The sequence below is a fragment of the Spiroplasma endosymbiont of Asaphidion curtum genome (assembly GCF_964031085.1).
GTDB lineage: Bacteria > Bacillota_I > Bacilli_A > Mycoplasmatales > Nriv7 > Nriv7.
Genome location: NZ_OZ035001.1, coordinates 1246669 through 1260765, shown reverse-complemented (window position 1 = coordinate 1260765; position 14097 = coordinate 1246669). Strand labels below are relative to the sequence as shown.

Here is a 14097-nt window from a genome sequence, read left to right as displayed (position 1 = left end):
TTAATCACTAAATAATTCTTTAATTTTATCACTAATACCACCAACATTTATTCCTACTAAAAGTCCTAAAATACCAAAACCAACAATTACCACTGCCAAAATAATAAATACAACCCACACTCAAGTTTTAATCTTTTTATTATTATCTATAAAACCTTCTTCATTACCTTGTTGTAAAGCATCCATATTACTAATATTAAAACCACTTTTCAATTTTTGTCCAACATCAGCTTTTTCTAAATTAACAGTACCTGATGAATTAATCTTTGATTGCTTAGCACTATTAAACCCAAAACTACTTGGTTTACTTTTTACTTCCAACTTTTTTTCTGTTCCATTACTCTGTAATTGCTTTTTTTTAACCACATCATCCAAATGTTGACGAAATTTATCAATTTTAAGTTTTCGCTCATCAATTTTTTGTTCTGATTGTTGTTGTAAACCATTACCATTCAATTGTGATCGATATTCTTGTTCATTAAATAACTGCTCATTTAACATACTATTAGTCATATTAATTGTTGGTTCAAATTTTTCTCTAATAACTAGATTAGGATTAGGGTACTGCGGTGCAGGTGCACGGTGCTCATTAACAACAAAATTGCTATTATCTGGATACATATTACCATTTACCGCTGATGATGGATACGGATTTTGTCTGCCCACTGGTGGTTGATAATGATACGGATTTTGTAATATCGGTGCATTTTGATTTGGATAATAATTATTTATTACCGGTAAAGCAGGATAATGTTGTCTATGCGATATTGTTATTTGTTGTGGCATGTGATATTGTCTTTTAATAAAAGCAATTGCTTCTGGCATTAACATAAAAATTGCTACTTCTTGATCATATAGATTATAAACAACATAGCCTCGTTGTTCTAATAGAATATACATAACAACGCTGTCCTTTCCGTAAAAAATTAATATAAATACATAGTGAATTATATCACAAATTAGAAAAAAGCAAAAATACACCATTCTTAAATATAAGAATGGTGTAAAAGTTAATTATAACAAATATTAAATATATAATTTAAGAAAATTTAATATTAATTTTAAAAATAACTAATAAAAAAATATTAACAAAACTTCATCAAGTTTTGTTAATATAATTTCTTATTATTTTATTCAATAGACTTGGTACATAACTATAACATTTTGCACCTACCAAACTATAAAATTCACTTTCATCTTTATATTTATCTAATATTTGTGCTTCATCTAGAAAATAATATTATCAAAATAGTAGATAAAATTAAAGGTTATGTACCAAGTCTATTAAAATACCTACCTCCTTTTAAAAATTATTGTTAAGAGGAAGGAGTATTCTTGCTGATCTAAAATGGTTACCTTACACACATAATATAAACCAATCTCCAATATTTATACGAAGTCCATATTTTTTTACAAAAGAACAAAAAAGACGATAATTATCGTCTTTTTCTTATTTCCCTACCTCTTTGTTATACGCCCTAATGTTTATTGGTTTGGTGCCATTAGGGGCGTTCTTTGATACAAAACAACCATCTAAACCAAAAATATGGAACAATTCTTTATGAAACGAGAAAAACGAGCTACAAACCCCAGTCAATGTGGTAATAGCTGTGAGTTAAAGTTTGCTAGTTTAAAAAACACTAAATTAATTCATCACGGTGATTATTGATTAGATATAAGTGAAAGTGGTTTTTCCTGACCTAGTGATGTTGAGCTTGAATATCCTAAACGATTTCGTTTGTTTGGTTATAAAAACTGAATTTCTGCATTTAATTTTTATAAAAAAATGGAACATTACAATCTTTTAATACTCCTGGTAGTGGATTTAAAACAGATATTTATACTATATCAGAAATTGTCAATAGACTTGGTACATAACTATGTAGAAACCATATACATATGACAAGATTTTGGTTTTTACAAACTTGCTGTTAATTAATAAATAAATATGAGCTCATTTATTTATTACAAGAAATATAAGGTTAAATTAATATTTATTATTTTTAGTTATGCCTTGTATTTTTTTGTGCCTTGATAATAATAAACTAAGTTAATTAGTAAACGAAGTTTACTAACAAATTTTGTTAAACATAAATGTTTAAAAAAATAAATATTTAACTTAGTTAGATAACTAAGCTAAATATAACTTAGTTTAATATAACTAAATATTGTAAGGATGGTATGTATATGAGAAATATTGAAAATATTTTTTTAAATACTGAAAAATATCTTTTAAAAGAAACGCAAAATGCAGTACTTATTAAAGCGCCAGCAATTCCGTGATTGTATGAATCTACTGGTATTTGGTTTTCGAAACGATTTGTTTATAAAGGAAAATATGAAAATTCTATTTGTATAGGAATAATTAGAGATGGTGAATATCGGTTAGTTTTTATTAATGATAAAGGTCAAAAATCTAGTTTGATTTTAGGTCATGAGTTGTTAGGTTTTTTTGTTGCTGAAAAAGAACATGATAAAAAGGTTGTAAGTTTTGATTATTTTAAAAATTCATTTTAAAAATGTTTTACGGTGTTTTAAGAATAGGGGTAAATAAAAAAATATTTTAGTTAGTTTTTATGGTGTTTAAACGGTGCGGAAAGCGTATGCTCCGCCCGTTAATTATCTATGTTAGTTGAGTTATTTAACTAAGTTATTGCAATTTTTTTGAGGAGTTTTAGAAATAAAAATGTGAGTTAATGTGGATGAGTCTGGCAAAGATTATTGTCGAGAGTTTATATATTCTATTAATAAAAAAACTGGATTAGAACAAAAAATTTGAGCCTCTAAATCTGCAGTTGAATCTGTTAGAACTGATTTAGTCGGTGATAATTGACTTTGTGTTGATATTGCATATTAAAAGATTAGAAAATTAAGGAGAAAAGAAAGATGAGTATATTTGGATTAGTATTTTTTATGATTTTAACATTATTACTAGCATACTATATTGCGGTTAATATTTATCGGTTTTTTAAAGATAAAAAAAATATGGTAGTGAAGCAAAACAGTTGCCAAAAGATTTTACTTATTCACAACGAATATTTATTGCGAAATTTAAGAAAAATTTATTAGAAAAAGATGGAGAAGAAATTAACAAATAAAAAAAATATTTAGAATATTTTTAAAAGTACATAGATATGACTAAATTTAACTATAATACAAAAATAAATAAAATTAATCGAATTAAGAGTACAAAAAGGGTTAGAAAAATTAAAAAAATTAAAAAAATGTTAAAAATAAGAAAGATAAATTAAAAGGTAGGAAGAGAAAAGTGAAAGTATGATATGGTATTGCTTCTTCTGAAGAAGAACAAAAGATAGATAGAGTATCACAGTTATCTGTATATATTAATGGTAATAATAATACTAAACCTAATCGTGTATGAGCGTGTGATTATGGTGTTGGTCATGTAGAGATAGATATTTTTCATGATGCGTGGGTTTGTATTGATGCTATGTTATTAATTAAGGAAGTTGGTTGTTAAATGTTTAAAAGAGTAATTATTGAGTTAATTGAATTAATTTATCCAACTGCCGATTTACCGCCCCAAGTTGTATTTTTGTTTTCAATTTTAATAATTGTAATGCTGTTCTCGGCCATTATTTTTCTACTCTTTTGACCTTTTAAGCGGTAATTATTATGTTTTTAATTGCTTGAAAAGATTTAGATTGAGAAATGACAAAATTGTATTTTTGAGATTTATTTATCCAAATTACAACTATTCCGGCGTGAGTTTCTGGCAAGGAAATTGATTTAACCAAAGAACTACTTTGACTTTTAATAGCAAACATTGCTTTTTGAATGGTGTTAGTATTCATCGTCTTATTTATGGTTATTTTATTTTATAAGGTTAAATCATATTTTGTTTAGAAGGGGGGTGATTATATGATTGGAACTTTCTTGGCCGATGTACCAGCAAAAATTACTGGCGAACAAGCGGTTACTAACTTATGAAAAGCATTAATTACAGCGTTCGGTAATATTTGAACTGATATTATTGGTGGTAATATGCCAAATGTCGTTAATTTCTTTGCTACATATTGAGTTTTCTTGCTTGGTGTAATTATTGGTTTATTTTTAATTGCTTTCAAAATGTTTGAAAAATTAATGCCCGGCAGATAGTAATAAAAATAAAGAAAGTGTGATTTAAGTGATGCTATTGTTTAAAAAAATAAATTTAAGATTATATGATTTTGTCGCTTTAAATCGCACTTTATTTATTATTGCGTGATTTTATGGTGCAATTTTGCATTATTATAATCCTCAAAGTTGACGAATGTTATTTGATATTATTTATTTATTAATTGCTTTGTATATTTTATATACTAAAATTTCTCATTTTTTTGCTCGTCGTAGTTTTATTAATTTCTTATTAAATTCACCTTTAAATTTAGTAATTGGTGCTTTAGGGACTGGAAAAACCGCTTTAATGGTTTTAGCTTCTTACTTATTAAGTGGTTGAAAAACGATTTCTACTTTTCCGATTACAGATAAACAAATGCTTTCATTAGGACACATGTCACTTTTAGATTATAATTATCCAATTTTAGATGAAAAACATTTACTGTTATGAGATGAAACTAACTTATTTTTAGAAGGAACTGATTATAAAGAAAATGATAGAGTAACCCAAGGTTTACAAGAATATTTCGCTTCGGCTCGACAATTTACCCATATCGTATTAGCAAGCGGACAACGAGCCGAACATATATGAGTTAAAGTTCGTGATATTGCGAATTCAATAATTGTTGGTATTAGAAAAAAACCGGTTAGTATTTTCCGACCCTATTTACAAGTTATTTACGGCACTTTTAAATCGGTAAGTGAATATGAGCAATGACGATTAACGCTAATTAATGCAAAAAATGATAAAAAAGGTCGCAAAATCAAGTATCGTAGCATTCCAGAATTAGACATTTATTTCTTTAAATTGAAAATTCCGATGTCAATCTTAAATCTTTACGATAATAAATATTTATCATTCTTGCGTGAATTAAGTAATCGTGCTTTGAATGATAAATATCAACATAAATTTTGAAATGATAATGTAATGGATATTGAAGCATTAGAATATTTAAAAATGGAAAAATTCAGCAAGATACTTACTAAGTTAAAAAATAATCTGAAGAAGAAAAACAAGTAAAGGAGTTTAAAAAATGGAAAACTTAGAAAAAATGGCTAGTTTGATTGGCGATATGTTTTATAAAGTTTTTGATTTAATTTGAACTTTAACCATTCCTGGAACAGATATTCGCATTATTATTTTTCCGTTAATTATGCTTGTGATAAATCTTGTAATTGGTGGCATTTTAGGTATTCATATTGAACGACCAAAAGTTGGTTTTCGTAAAAAATATCGAAAATCAGTTGCTAATTGAGGAACTAAAAAAAATCATCTAGTGGTTCAATTAAGAAGTTTAGTGGTAATAGCCCTAAAAATAGACCGTGAGTTAACCAGCACGGACGGCGAATAAAAAGGTAGGTTTAGAAAATGTTTAAATTAATAATATTAGACTTCTTGCATTACTTATTAAAATAATCATTTATTAATGCTTTTTTACCAGCAAGTTGTTGAAAATCAGGATGTTTGATTAAAATATCTTCAATTCACTTGATATTTCGATAACAACTAGCTTCACTAATATCAAAACTTTTACCAAGATGAAAATAAGTACGATATTCTCGTCAATATGATAAAGTCATCAATAATCTATTTTCTAATGATAATTTATTATTTTTACCACCTCTTTTAAACTTTTTTAACTCAGCTTCTTTTAAAATATTTAACATTTTATTAAAAGTACTTTGCTTTATTCCAGTTAATCGTAATAATTCTTTATCATTAATAAAATTAAATTTATCAAATTTCATAATCTTAAATTCCTTATAATTTCTATTTTAAATATATTTTATAGGAATTTTGTTTAATAAATAAGTAATGCAAGAAGTCTATTGAAGCAATTAAATTAAATCTTAAACTAAATCGTTTTCTACGATTACGATATTTTTCAGTAATAATTTTAAATTTTTTAAAAATAGCAAAAATATTTTCAATAATAATTCTCATTTTTGAAATTAATTTATTATTATGTTTTTGTTCTTTATTTAAAGGGTTTTTCTTTGTTTTTTTCTTAGGTATTAGAACATTACTATGAATTTTTTGTATTCCTTGATAACCATTATCAACTATTAATTTAGTATTTTTTAAAATTGGGATTTTTGATTCTTTAAATAAACAAAAATCATGCTTTTTACCGAGAGAAAAATTTGTTGCAATAATTATTTTGCTTTCTTTTTCAATAATTACTTGTGTTTTAATAGTGTGTTTTTTCTTTTTTCCTGAATAAGATTGTTTTTGTCTTTTTTTGGGCGTTGAATGGGTGTTTCTGTAGCATCAATAATAATTGTTTTATCATTAAAATAATCATTTATTAATGCTTTTTTACCAGCAAGTTGTTGAAAATCAGGATGTTTGATTAAAATATCTTCAATTCACTTGATATTTCGATAACAACTAGCTTCACTAATATCAAAACTTTTACCAAGATGAAAATAAGTACGATATTCTCGTCAATATGATAAAGTCATCAATAATCTATTTTCTAATGATAATTTATTATTTTTACCACCTCTTTTAAACTTTTTTAACTCAGCTTCTTTTAAAATATTTAACATTTTATGCCAAATTGTAAAGTTAAGTGCAACTAAATTATTTTTCTAACCAAATATTCGATTGGTGAAAGATAATTTAGTATTTTTCTTGGTCTTTGGTTTAAAGACAATATAAATTTATGAACTGCATTTTTAGTAGTATTTGAAAAATTAAATTTTTTAGGAAATTTTTCTCTAATTAAACCATTAGTATTTTCATTAGTACCTCTTTGTCAAGGCGAATACGCATTAGCAAAATAAATTTTCACATTTAAATTTTTTTCAAGTTGTTGTCAATTAGAAAATTCTTTACCCCTATCAAATGTTATAGTCTTAACAAGATTATTTGGAAGAATTGATAAATAATGGCTAATGTTTTCGTTAACAACTTTAGTAGTTCTATTTTCAACTAACATTGCTAAAGTAAATCTTGATGTTCTTTCAACTAAAGTTATTAAACATGATTTACTTTTACCTCGTGATGATACTACAGTATCACCTTCTCAATGACCAACAGTTATACGATTATTAACATTAATATTTCGTTCTTTAATTGATTTACCATTAAATTTACCGCGATTTTCTTGAGATTTTCGTTTCTTACCTTTTCTTCTTAAATTTTTATTAGTAACTTTTTCAAGTAATCCAGAATAAATTCAATTGTAAATTGTTTTAAAACTAATAATTCATTCTTTATGAAAATTTTTAATTCTGCCATAAATTTGTTCAGGCGATCAACCTAATAGTAATTTTTGTTGTATATATTTTACTAATTCTCTATTTTTAAACTTATGAAAATAAACATGTGATTGTTTTCTGTTTTCTGCTTTATTTTGTGCAATTAATGAAAAATAATGATTACTATCTTTATTTCTATTGACTTCTCGAATAATAGTACTAATACTTCGATTAAGATTTTTAGCTATTTCACTAATTTTTACTTTAAACTTCAATTGATTCTCAATATAAATTCTTTCATATATGCCAAGATGTTTGTAACCCATATAAAAACTCCTTGCTTTGTTTTTTCTAAAATAAACTTAGCATCATGAAATTTTTATATGAGATTTTTTGCAATTTTATTTACTTGCACTTACAAGTATAATTCAGCTTATTAAAAGTACTTTGCTTTATTCCAGTTAATCGTAATAATTCTTTATCATTAATAAAATTAAATTTATCAAATTTCATAATCTTAAATTCCTTATAATTTCTATTTTAAATATATTTTATAGGAATTTTGTTTAATAAATAAGTAATGCAAGAAGTCTATTATTTATTCTTGTTGCTGTTTTTTCTATTTTTGCTTTAAACGACTTTTTAGGTTTATGAGCCTATGTGCGTGAGGGTTTAGAATATTTTAATAAAGTTCTATCAAATAATATTAAAATTTTAGATTTGTTTAAACCAATGATTAGGTTATTTTCTCAACATCCGATTTTCCAAATTTTAGGAACTATTTGCATTTTATCAACAATATATTTAATTTTAAGGAGTTAAAAAATGAAAAAGTTAAAGAAAATATTAGGTATTAAATGATTTAAAAGTGTTTTAGGTTTTATACATTTTTTTATTATACTTCATAGTTTTATCGTTATAATTTGAGTGTTTTTAACAAGAATTAGAACTAATACAGATGAGTTTTTTAAAGATTTTATTGTTTGATTTTCAAAATGTATTTTTTAAGGTGTATTTTTGATTATTAATGGTTTATTTGTTAATGACAGTTGTTAAGTTAATTATTAAGCGTTTTTATTTTAATAAAGTAGTTAGAAAACATCAAAAAGAAGTTATTAATATTTCTGAATGTCCATTATATTATGAATATAAATTTTCTCATGCTTTTAAAGTAATAAAAGAGAGTTTTAAGTCGTGATGAGATGCATAAGATTATTTCTTGATTTATTATAATGTTTATTAGTTTGGTACCGTTAGGGGCGTTCTTTGATACAAAACAACCACCAAAACCTAATATGGAACAATCCTCCTTTATGAAACGACAAAAACGAACCACAAACCCCAGTCAATGTGGTAATAGTTGCGAGTTAGAGTTTTCAGAAATTCTAAATACTGTTTTATTTCGTGATAATTATTCTTTAAATATTGAAAGTGTTAAAAATAAATTGCCTGCCGATGTACTTGCAAGTACATCTGAATATGCTTTATTTGAAATTAGCTCTGTTGACGGCAGTTCCTGACAAAAAATTATTAATTTTTACAAAGATAATGGTGTTAAAAGTAGTGATAATAATCGATATAACATTGATAAAATCATTAATGCTAAAATTACTCTTACTAAATTTGAATCTCGTCATTATTACATAACTTCATTCTTTGCTGAAATGCCTTTACCTAAAAAAGATAACGAGCAACCATTACCGACCGCAATAACTAAAAATGATGGGTCGCGTTTAGTTTTCTTAGGTATTGCTTTGAAGAAGTAAAACAATCAGCTAATTATATTAGACTTGGTACATAACCTTTAATTTTATCTACTATTTTGATAATAGACTTCTTGCATTACTTATTAAAATAATTACAAATTATTTGTAAATAAAAAATACTATATAGTAATTTCTAACTTTTATTAGGTTAATACTTATGGATTTTATTAAATGTGTAAATTTTGACACAACAAAAAATTATTTTATTATTTAAATTTAATTTTAAATAAATATTTTATGTTATCTATAATTGCAAATTATAAATTGAAGCAATTAAATTAAATCTTAAACTAAATCGTTTTCTACGATTACGATATTTTTCAGTAATAATTTTAAATTTTTTAAGAATAGCAAAAATATTTTCAATAATAATTCTCATTTTTGAAATTAATTTATTATTATGTTTTTGTTCTTTATTTAAAGGGTTTTTCTTTGTTTTTTTCTTAGGTATTAGAACATTACTATGAATTTTTTGTATTCCTTGATAACCATTATCAACTATTAATTTAGTATTTTTTAAAATTGGGATTTTTGATTCTTTAAATAAACAAAAATCATGCTTTTTACCGAGAGAAAAATTTGTTGCAATAATTATTTTGCTTTCTTTTTCAATAATTACTTGTGTTTTAATAGTGTGTTTTTTCTTTTTTCCTGAATAAGATTGTTTTTGTCTTTTTTTGGGCGTTGAATGGGTGTTTCTGTAGCATCAATAATAATTGTTTTATCATTAAAATAATCATTTATTAATGCTTTTTTACCAGCAAGTTGTTGAAAATCAGGATGTTTGATTAAAATATCTTCAATTCACTTGATATTTCGATAACAACTAGCTTCACTAATATCAAAACTTTTACCAAGATGAAAATAAGTACGATATTCTCGTCAATATGATAAAGTCATCAATAATCTATTTTCTAATGATAATTTATTATTTTTACCACCTCTTTTAAACTTTTTTAACTCAGCTTCTTTTAAAATATTTAACATTTTATTAAAAGTACTTTGCTTTATTCCAGTTAATCGTAATAATTCTTTATCATTAATAAAATTAAATTTATCAAATTTCATAATCTTAAATTCCTTATAATTTCTATTTTAAATATATTTTATAGGAATTTTGTTTAATAAATAAGTAATGCAAGAAGTCTAATATTATTTTCTAGGTGAAGCACAAATATTAGATAAATACAAAGACGAAAATGAATTTTATAGTCTAATAGGCATAAAATGTTATAGTTATGTACCAAGTCTATTTATTTAACAATAAAATTATTTCAATAGATTTTTGTTATGGCAGTATTCATGATTATAAGTTATTTTTAAAATCAAATACACTTATAAATCCAAAATTATAATTAATTGCTGATTCAGGATATCAAGGTTTGCAAAATGTTCATAAAAATACATTATTGCCAATTAAAAAGAGTAAAAATAATCCTTAAAATCCAGATAAAAAGGAATATAATAGCTTTTTAAGTAAAGTTAGAATTGTCATTGAACATGTTTTTGCTAGATTTAAAAAGATTTAAAATACTAGTTTATCGTTATCGCAATAAGATTAGAAGATTTGGATTACGATTTAACTTAATTTCAGGAATATATAATTTTGAATTAAGCTAGTTATAGTTATGTACCAAGTCTATTAATTAAAAAATTAACTAAAACTCCTTTATAATTAGGATATAACATTGAGGGTATAGTTCAATGGTAGAACGTTAGTCTCCAAAACTAAATGTTGTGGGTTCGAGTCCTACTACCCTCGCCAATTATTAAATTACACCAATTTTGATTGACAATACATATTATCCAATTTATAATTATTATAAATAATTAGTACTAAAAATTATTATCAATTAAGATTATGGAGAAAAATATGCTCAAAGAAAAACATATTATATTTAAAATTACCATTTCATCAATGGCATTAGGGTTAGCACTAACATTATCAATGCTAGAAATTCCTATTCCCTTACCTAATTTACCAGCAGCGAACTTTGAAATTGGTGATACCCTAATTTTATTAGTTATTCCATTAATTGGTCCTTGATTTGCAATACTAATTGGTGCAATTAAACCTTGATTACATATGATAATTCCCCACCACATTGCCCACGGTAATATTGTTGTTAGTGCCACAATGGGAATGATGCTAAATGTCCTTGTTATTGGACTATATTTTCTATTAAACTGAATATGAAAAAGATTATTTCACAAAGAAAATATTTATACTAAATGCACCAGTATTCTTATTTGTTGTTTAGTAACTGCACTATTTGCTGCTGAAAATGCTCAATTGTGAGCTGCTGATGCTTTAGGTTTTCATACTCACACTCATCCAATGACAATAAATCCAATAATAATTAATAACTGTAAGAAAATTTTCTTTCATGACACAATCAAAGAAATATTCGAGGCACCACTAAAAACACAAATGTTAATTTTTTATGACATTTACGGAGGGTTCATTTTTGTAAAATATCTAATCACCTTTGGTGTAATGCTAATTCTTGAAAAACCAATCTTACGATATGCTAAATCAGCTCACTATTCTTATCACCAACGAGAAAAAGAACAAGCAGAAGAAAAGAAACACAAGAAAGTAAATAAATAAAAAATGTAGAATTATGTTGATGTTCATAATTCTACATTTTTAGTTTTACAAAAACGGATATAAACCATTACCTTTATTTCACGAATTTGTTCAAGTATCATAACATCGTCATCGTGAACGAATTGATATTAATTGCTTTGTACAATCACCTATAACGAGCTCTTACAATATCATGTTTTTCATATGTTTTAATATGTTTTTCATTCGGACTCATTTGTTTAACAATCAAACTTTGATCATCTAGTCAACCTTGTCGTCAAAAAACATTAATTCCGTTATTAAAATTATTACTAGCAGTAATCATATATTTTAAAATATCTAACTTTTTTTGACTTACAAATAATGACCCCCAAACATAATATAAGTAACTATCTTTCTTCATTCCATCTAAAATACTATATGCAAAAAATATACCTTTTAAAGCATTAACAAATAGTTTTCCAGGAATTGGTAAATAATTAACAATTGTTAATAATCCGCCTAATGTTTTTTTAATAATTTCTTTTACATAGTTATCAGAATTATCAATTAATTCTTAAAAACAATGCCTCTTTTTGGATAGAAGATAAATCATCAAAATTACCAGTTTGAAATATATAATATGTTATCAAATCACAATTATTAATATAAAAATTATGATAATATGTTGTACTTCAATAACCATCCCAATTTGTTTTAGTTATAATTTTACGATCTAAATAACGAATCTCATTATCAATTAACATTTTAACAATACTTTCATCAAACTCATTTATTAATGGTTCACCAATTTCATCTTTTCAAATACAATAAGGATTTTTAATAATAGACTTGGTACATAACTATAACATTTTGCACCTACCAAACTATAAAATTCACTTTCTTCTTTATATTTATCTAATATTTGTGCTTCATCTAGAAAATAATATTATCAAAATAGTAGATAAAATTGAGGGTTATGTACCAAGTCTAATATTCATATATGGTGCAATAAATAATTGATTATTTACTTTAAACTGTTTTATTAAAGAATCTATTTGAATAAGTTGATTAACAAAATTATTAATCTTAGAAAATTCAATTAAATCTTGATTACTTATTAATTTATAATAATAAGATTGTCGTAATAATTCTTTACTATTGCTATCCAACTTATTTATTTCATAAAATAAATCATTTCTTAAAGTCTCAATACTTTTTCAAGTTAAATTTTTATTTTTGCCAAATTGTAAAGTTAAGTGCAACTAAATTATTTTTCTAACCAAATATTCGATTGGTGAAAGATAATTTAGTATTTTTCTTGGTCTTTGGTTTAAAGACAATATAAATTTATGAACTGCATTTTTAGTAGTATTTGAAAAATTAAATTTTTTAGGAAATTTTTCTCTAATTAAACCATTAGTATTTTCATTAGTACCTCTTTGTCAAGGCGAATACGCATTAGCAAAATAAATTTTCACATTTAAATTTTTTTCAAGTTGTTGTCAATTAGAAAATTCTTTACCCCTATCAAATGTTATAGTCTTAACAAGATTATTTGGAAGAATTGATAAATAATGGCTAATGTTTTCGTTAACAACTTTAGTAGTTCTATTTTCAACTAACATTGCTAAAGTAAATCTTGATGTTCTTTCAACTAAAGTTATTAAACATGATTTACTTTTACCTCGTGATGATACTACAGTATCACCTTCTCAATGACCAACAGTTATACGATTATTAACATTAATATTTCGTTTTTTAATTGATTTACCATTAAATTTACCGCGATTTTCTTGAGATTTTCGTTTCTTACCTTTTCTTCTTAAATTTTTATTAGTAACTTTTTCAAGTAATCCAGAATAAATTCAATTGTAAATTGTTTTAAAACTAATAATTCATTCTTTATGAAAATTTTTAATTCTGCCATAAATTTGTTCAGGCGATCAACCTAATAGTAATTTTTGTTGTACATATTTTACTAATTCTCTATTTTTAAACTTATGAAAATAAACATGTGATTGTTTTCTATTTTCTGCTTTATTTTGTGCAATTAATGAAAAATAATGATTACTATCTTTATTTCTATTGACTTCTCGAATAATAGTACTAATACTTCGATTAAGATTTTTAGCTATTTCACTAATTTTTACTTTAAACTTCAATTGATTCTCAATATAAATTCTTTCATATATGCCAAGATGTTTGTAACCCATATAAAAACTCCTTGCTTTGTTTTTTCTAAAATAAACTTAGCATCATGAAATTTTTATATGAGATTTTTTGCAATTTTATTTACTTGCACTTACAAGTATAATTCAGCAAATATATAAAAATTCATTATGAAATAAATATAATAATAAAAATGATGATAGTTGAATTAATTATAAAGGTAATGCTGTAACAAATAAATATAATAGATTTAAGTAAGTAAAA

General features: G+C 24.5%; 20 protein-coding genes and 1 tRNA gene. 13 read left to right on the top strand and 8 right to left on the bottom strand.

Annotation, left to right across the window (positions count from 1 at the left end; translation table 4 throughout):
- Positions 1 to 900 carry a hypothetical protein gene (locus AAHJ00_RS07495; protein WP_342224005.1) on the bottom strand — a complete coding sequence of 300 codons (900 nt, stop codon included), beginning with the start codon at positions 898 to 900 and terminating at the stop codon, positions 1 to 3.
- A 661-nt stretch (positions 901 to 1561) separates the two neighbouring features.
- On the opposite strand from AAHJ00_RS07495, the gene AAHJ00_RS07490 reads away from it, so the two are divergent.
- From AAHJ00_RS07490 to AAHJ00_RS07450, 9 genes are all read left to right on the top strand, one after another.
- Positions 1562 to 1939 (top strand): hypothetical protein, encoded by a 378-nt coding sequence (locus AAHJ00_RS07490; RefSeq protein WP_342224004.1) that lies wholly within the window; start codon positions 1562 to 1564, stop codon positions 1937 to 1939.
- Positions 1940 to 2187: 248 nt separating this feature from the next.
- On the top strand, positions 2188 to 2517 hold the full coding sequence (locus AAHJ00_RS07485) for a hypothetical protein (RefSeq protein ID WP_342224003.1): 330 nt from the start codon (positions 2188 to 2190) through the stop codon (positions 2515 to 2517).
- A gap of 115 nt (positions 2518 to 2632) precedes the next feature.
- Entirely contained in the window at positions 2633 to 2857 is a 225-nt protein-coding gene (locus AAHJ00_RS07480) for a hypothetical protein (RefSeq protein WP_342224002.1), read from the top strand.
- 29 nt (positions 2858 to 2886) lie between these two features.
- Positions 2887 to 3069 (top strand): hypothetical protein, encoded by a 183-nt coding sequence (locus AAHJ00_RS07475; RefSeq protein WP_342224001.1) that lies wholly within the window; start codon positions 2887 to 2889, stop codon positions 3067 to 3069.
- Between the two features lie 199 nt (positions 3070 to 3268).
- Positions 3269 to 3481 (top strand): hypothetical protein, encoded by a 213-nt coding sequence (locus tag AAHJ00_RS07470; RefSeq protein WP_342224000.1) that lies wholly within the window; start codon positions 3269 to 3271, stop codon positions 3479 to 3481.
- Between the two features lie 155 nt (positions 3482 to 3636).
- The gene (locus AAHJ00_RS07465; RefSeq protein ID WP_342223999.1) at positions 3637 to 3867 is read left to right on the top strand and encodes a hypothetical protein; all 231 of its coding nucleotides are present in this window, start codon (positions 3637 to 3639) and stop codon (positions 3865 to 3867) included.
- A 15-nt stretch (positions 3868 to 3882) separates the two neighbouring features.
- Positions 3883 to 4119, top strand: coding sequence for a hypothetical protein (locus AAHJ00_RS07460; RefSeq protein ID WP_338966977.1), 237 nt, complete (start codon positions 3883 to 3885; stop codon positions 4117 to 4119).
- Between the two features lie 31 nt (positions 4120 to 4150).
- Complete coding sequence (locus tag AAHJ00_RS07455) at positions 4151 to 5140, top strand: hypothetical protein (protein WP_342223998.1); 990 nt, start codon at positions 4151 to 4153, stop codon at positions 5138 to 5140.
- A 13-nt stretch (positions 5141 to 5153) separates the two neighbouring features.
- Positions 5154 to 5471 (top strand): hypothetical protein, encoded by a 318-nt coding sequence (locus AAHJ00_RS07450; RefSeq protein WP_342223997.1) that lies wholly within the window; start codon positions 5154 to 5156, stop codon positions 5469 to 5471.
- A gap of 49 nt (positions 5472 to 5520) precedes the next feature.
- Here AAHJ00_RS07450 and AAHJ00_RS07445 read toward each other — a convergent pair whose 3' ends face one another.
- The 4 genes from AAHJ00_RS07445 to AAHJ00_RS07430 are packed head-to-tail and all read right to left on the bottom strand — an operon-like array spanning position 5521 to position 7652.
- Complete coding sequence (locus AAHJ00_RS07445; protein ID WP_342223996.1) at positions 5521 to 5868, bottom strand: transposase family protein; 348 nt, start codon at positions 5866 to 5868, stop codon at positions 5521 to 5523.
- Positions 5869 to 5890: 22 nt separating this feature from the next.
- Positions 5891 to 6316, bottom strand: coding sequence for a transposase family protein (locus AAHJ00_RS07440; protein WP_342224630.1), 426 nt, complete (start codon positions 6314 to 6316; stop codon positions 5891 to 5893).
- Positions 6301 to 6672 carry a transposase family protein gene (locus tag AAHJ00_RS07435; RefSeq protein WP_342223995.1) on the bottom strand — a complete coding sequence of 124 codons (372 nt, stop codon included), beginning with the start codon at positions 6670 to 6672 and terminating at the stop codon, positions 6301 to 6303. Before AAHJ00_RS07435 ends, AAHJ00_RS07440 begins: the two co-directional genes overlap by 16 nt.
- 29 nt (positions 6673 to 6701) lie before the next feature.
- On the bottom strand, positions 6702 to 7652 hold the full coding sequence (locus tag AAHJ00_RS07430; RefSeq protein ID WP_342223994.1) for an IS30 family transposase: 951 nt from the start codon (positions 7650 to 7652) through the stop codon (positions 6702 to 6704).
- Between the two features lie 716 nt (positions 7653 to 8368).
- Here AAHJ00_RS07430 and AAHJ00_RS07425 point away from each other — a divergent pair.
- Together AAHJ00_RS07425 and AAHJ00_RS07420 are read left to right on the top strand one after the other, a co-directional pair.
- Positions 8369 to 8536, top strand: a complete 168-nt coding sequence (locus AAHJ00_RS07425) for a hypothetical protein (RefSeq protein ID WP_342223993.1) — start codon at positions 8369 to 8371, stop codon at positions 8534 to 8536.
- Positions 8529 to 9092: a hypothetical protein gene (locus tag AAHJ00_RS07420; protein WP_342223992.1), complete on the top strand. Its 564-nt coding sequence runs from the start codon at positions 8529 to 8531 to the stop codon at positions 9090 to 9092. The genes AAHJ00_RS07425 and AAHJ00_RS07420 overlap by 8 nt, the downstream gene beginning before the upstream one ends.
- A 244-nt stretch (positions 9093 to 9336) precedes the next feature.
- On the opposite strand, the gene AAHJ00_RS07415 is transcribed toward AAHJ00_RS07420, so the two are convergent.
- A protein-coding gene (locus AAHJ00_RS07415; RefSeq protein ID WP_342223477.1) for an IS5 family transposase occupies positions 9337 to 10160 on the bottom strand; the annotation gives its coding sequence in 2 pieces (ribosomal slippage) (positions 9337 to 9764 and positions 9764 to 10160; 825 coding nt in all).
- A 622-nt stretch (positions 10161 to 10782) separates the two neighbouring features.
- Between AAHJ00_RS07415 and AAHJ00_RS07410 the strand changes: the two genes are divergently transcribed.
- Both AAHJ00_RS07410 and AAHJ00_RS07405 read left to right on the top strand, forming a co-directional pair.
- A tRNA-Trp gene (locus AAHJ00_RS07410) sits at positions 10783 to 10857 on the top strand.
- A 108-nt stretch (positions 10858 to 10965) separates the two neighbouring features.
- Complete coding sequence (locus tag AAHJ00_RS07405) at positions 10966 to 11703, top strand: ECF transporter S component (protein ID WP_342223991.1); 738 nt, start codon at positions 10966 to 10968, stop codon at positions 11701 to 11703.
- Between the two features lie 935 nt (positions 11704 to 12638).
- On the opposite strand, the gene AAHJ00_RS07400 is transcribed toward AAHJ00_RS07405, so the two are convergent.
- Together AAHJ00_RS07400 and AAHJ00_RS07395 are read right to left on the bottom strand one after the other, a co-directional pair.
- Positions 12639 to 12926: a hypothetical protein gene (locus AAHJ00_RS07400; RefSeq protein ID WP_342223990.1), complete on the bottom strand. Its 288-nt coding sequence runs from the start codon at positions 12924 to 12926 to the stop codon at positions 12639 to 12641.
- Entirely contained in the window at positions 12927 to 13877 is a 951-nt protein-coding gene (locus AAHJ00_RS07395) for an IS30 family transposase (RefSeq protein ID WP_342223989.1), read from the bottom strand.
- Positions 13878 to 14097 lie beyond the last annotated feature (220 nt).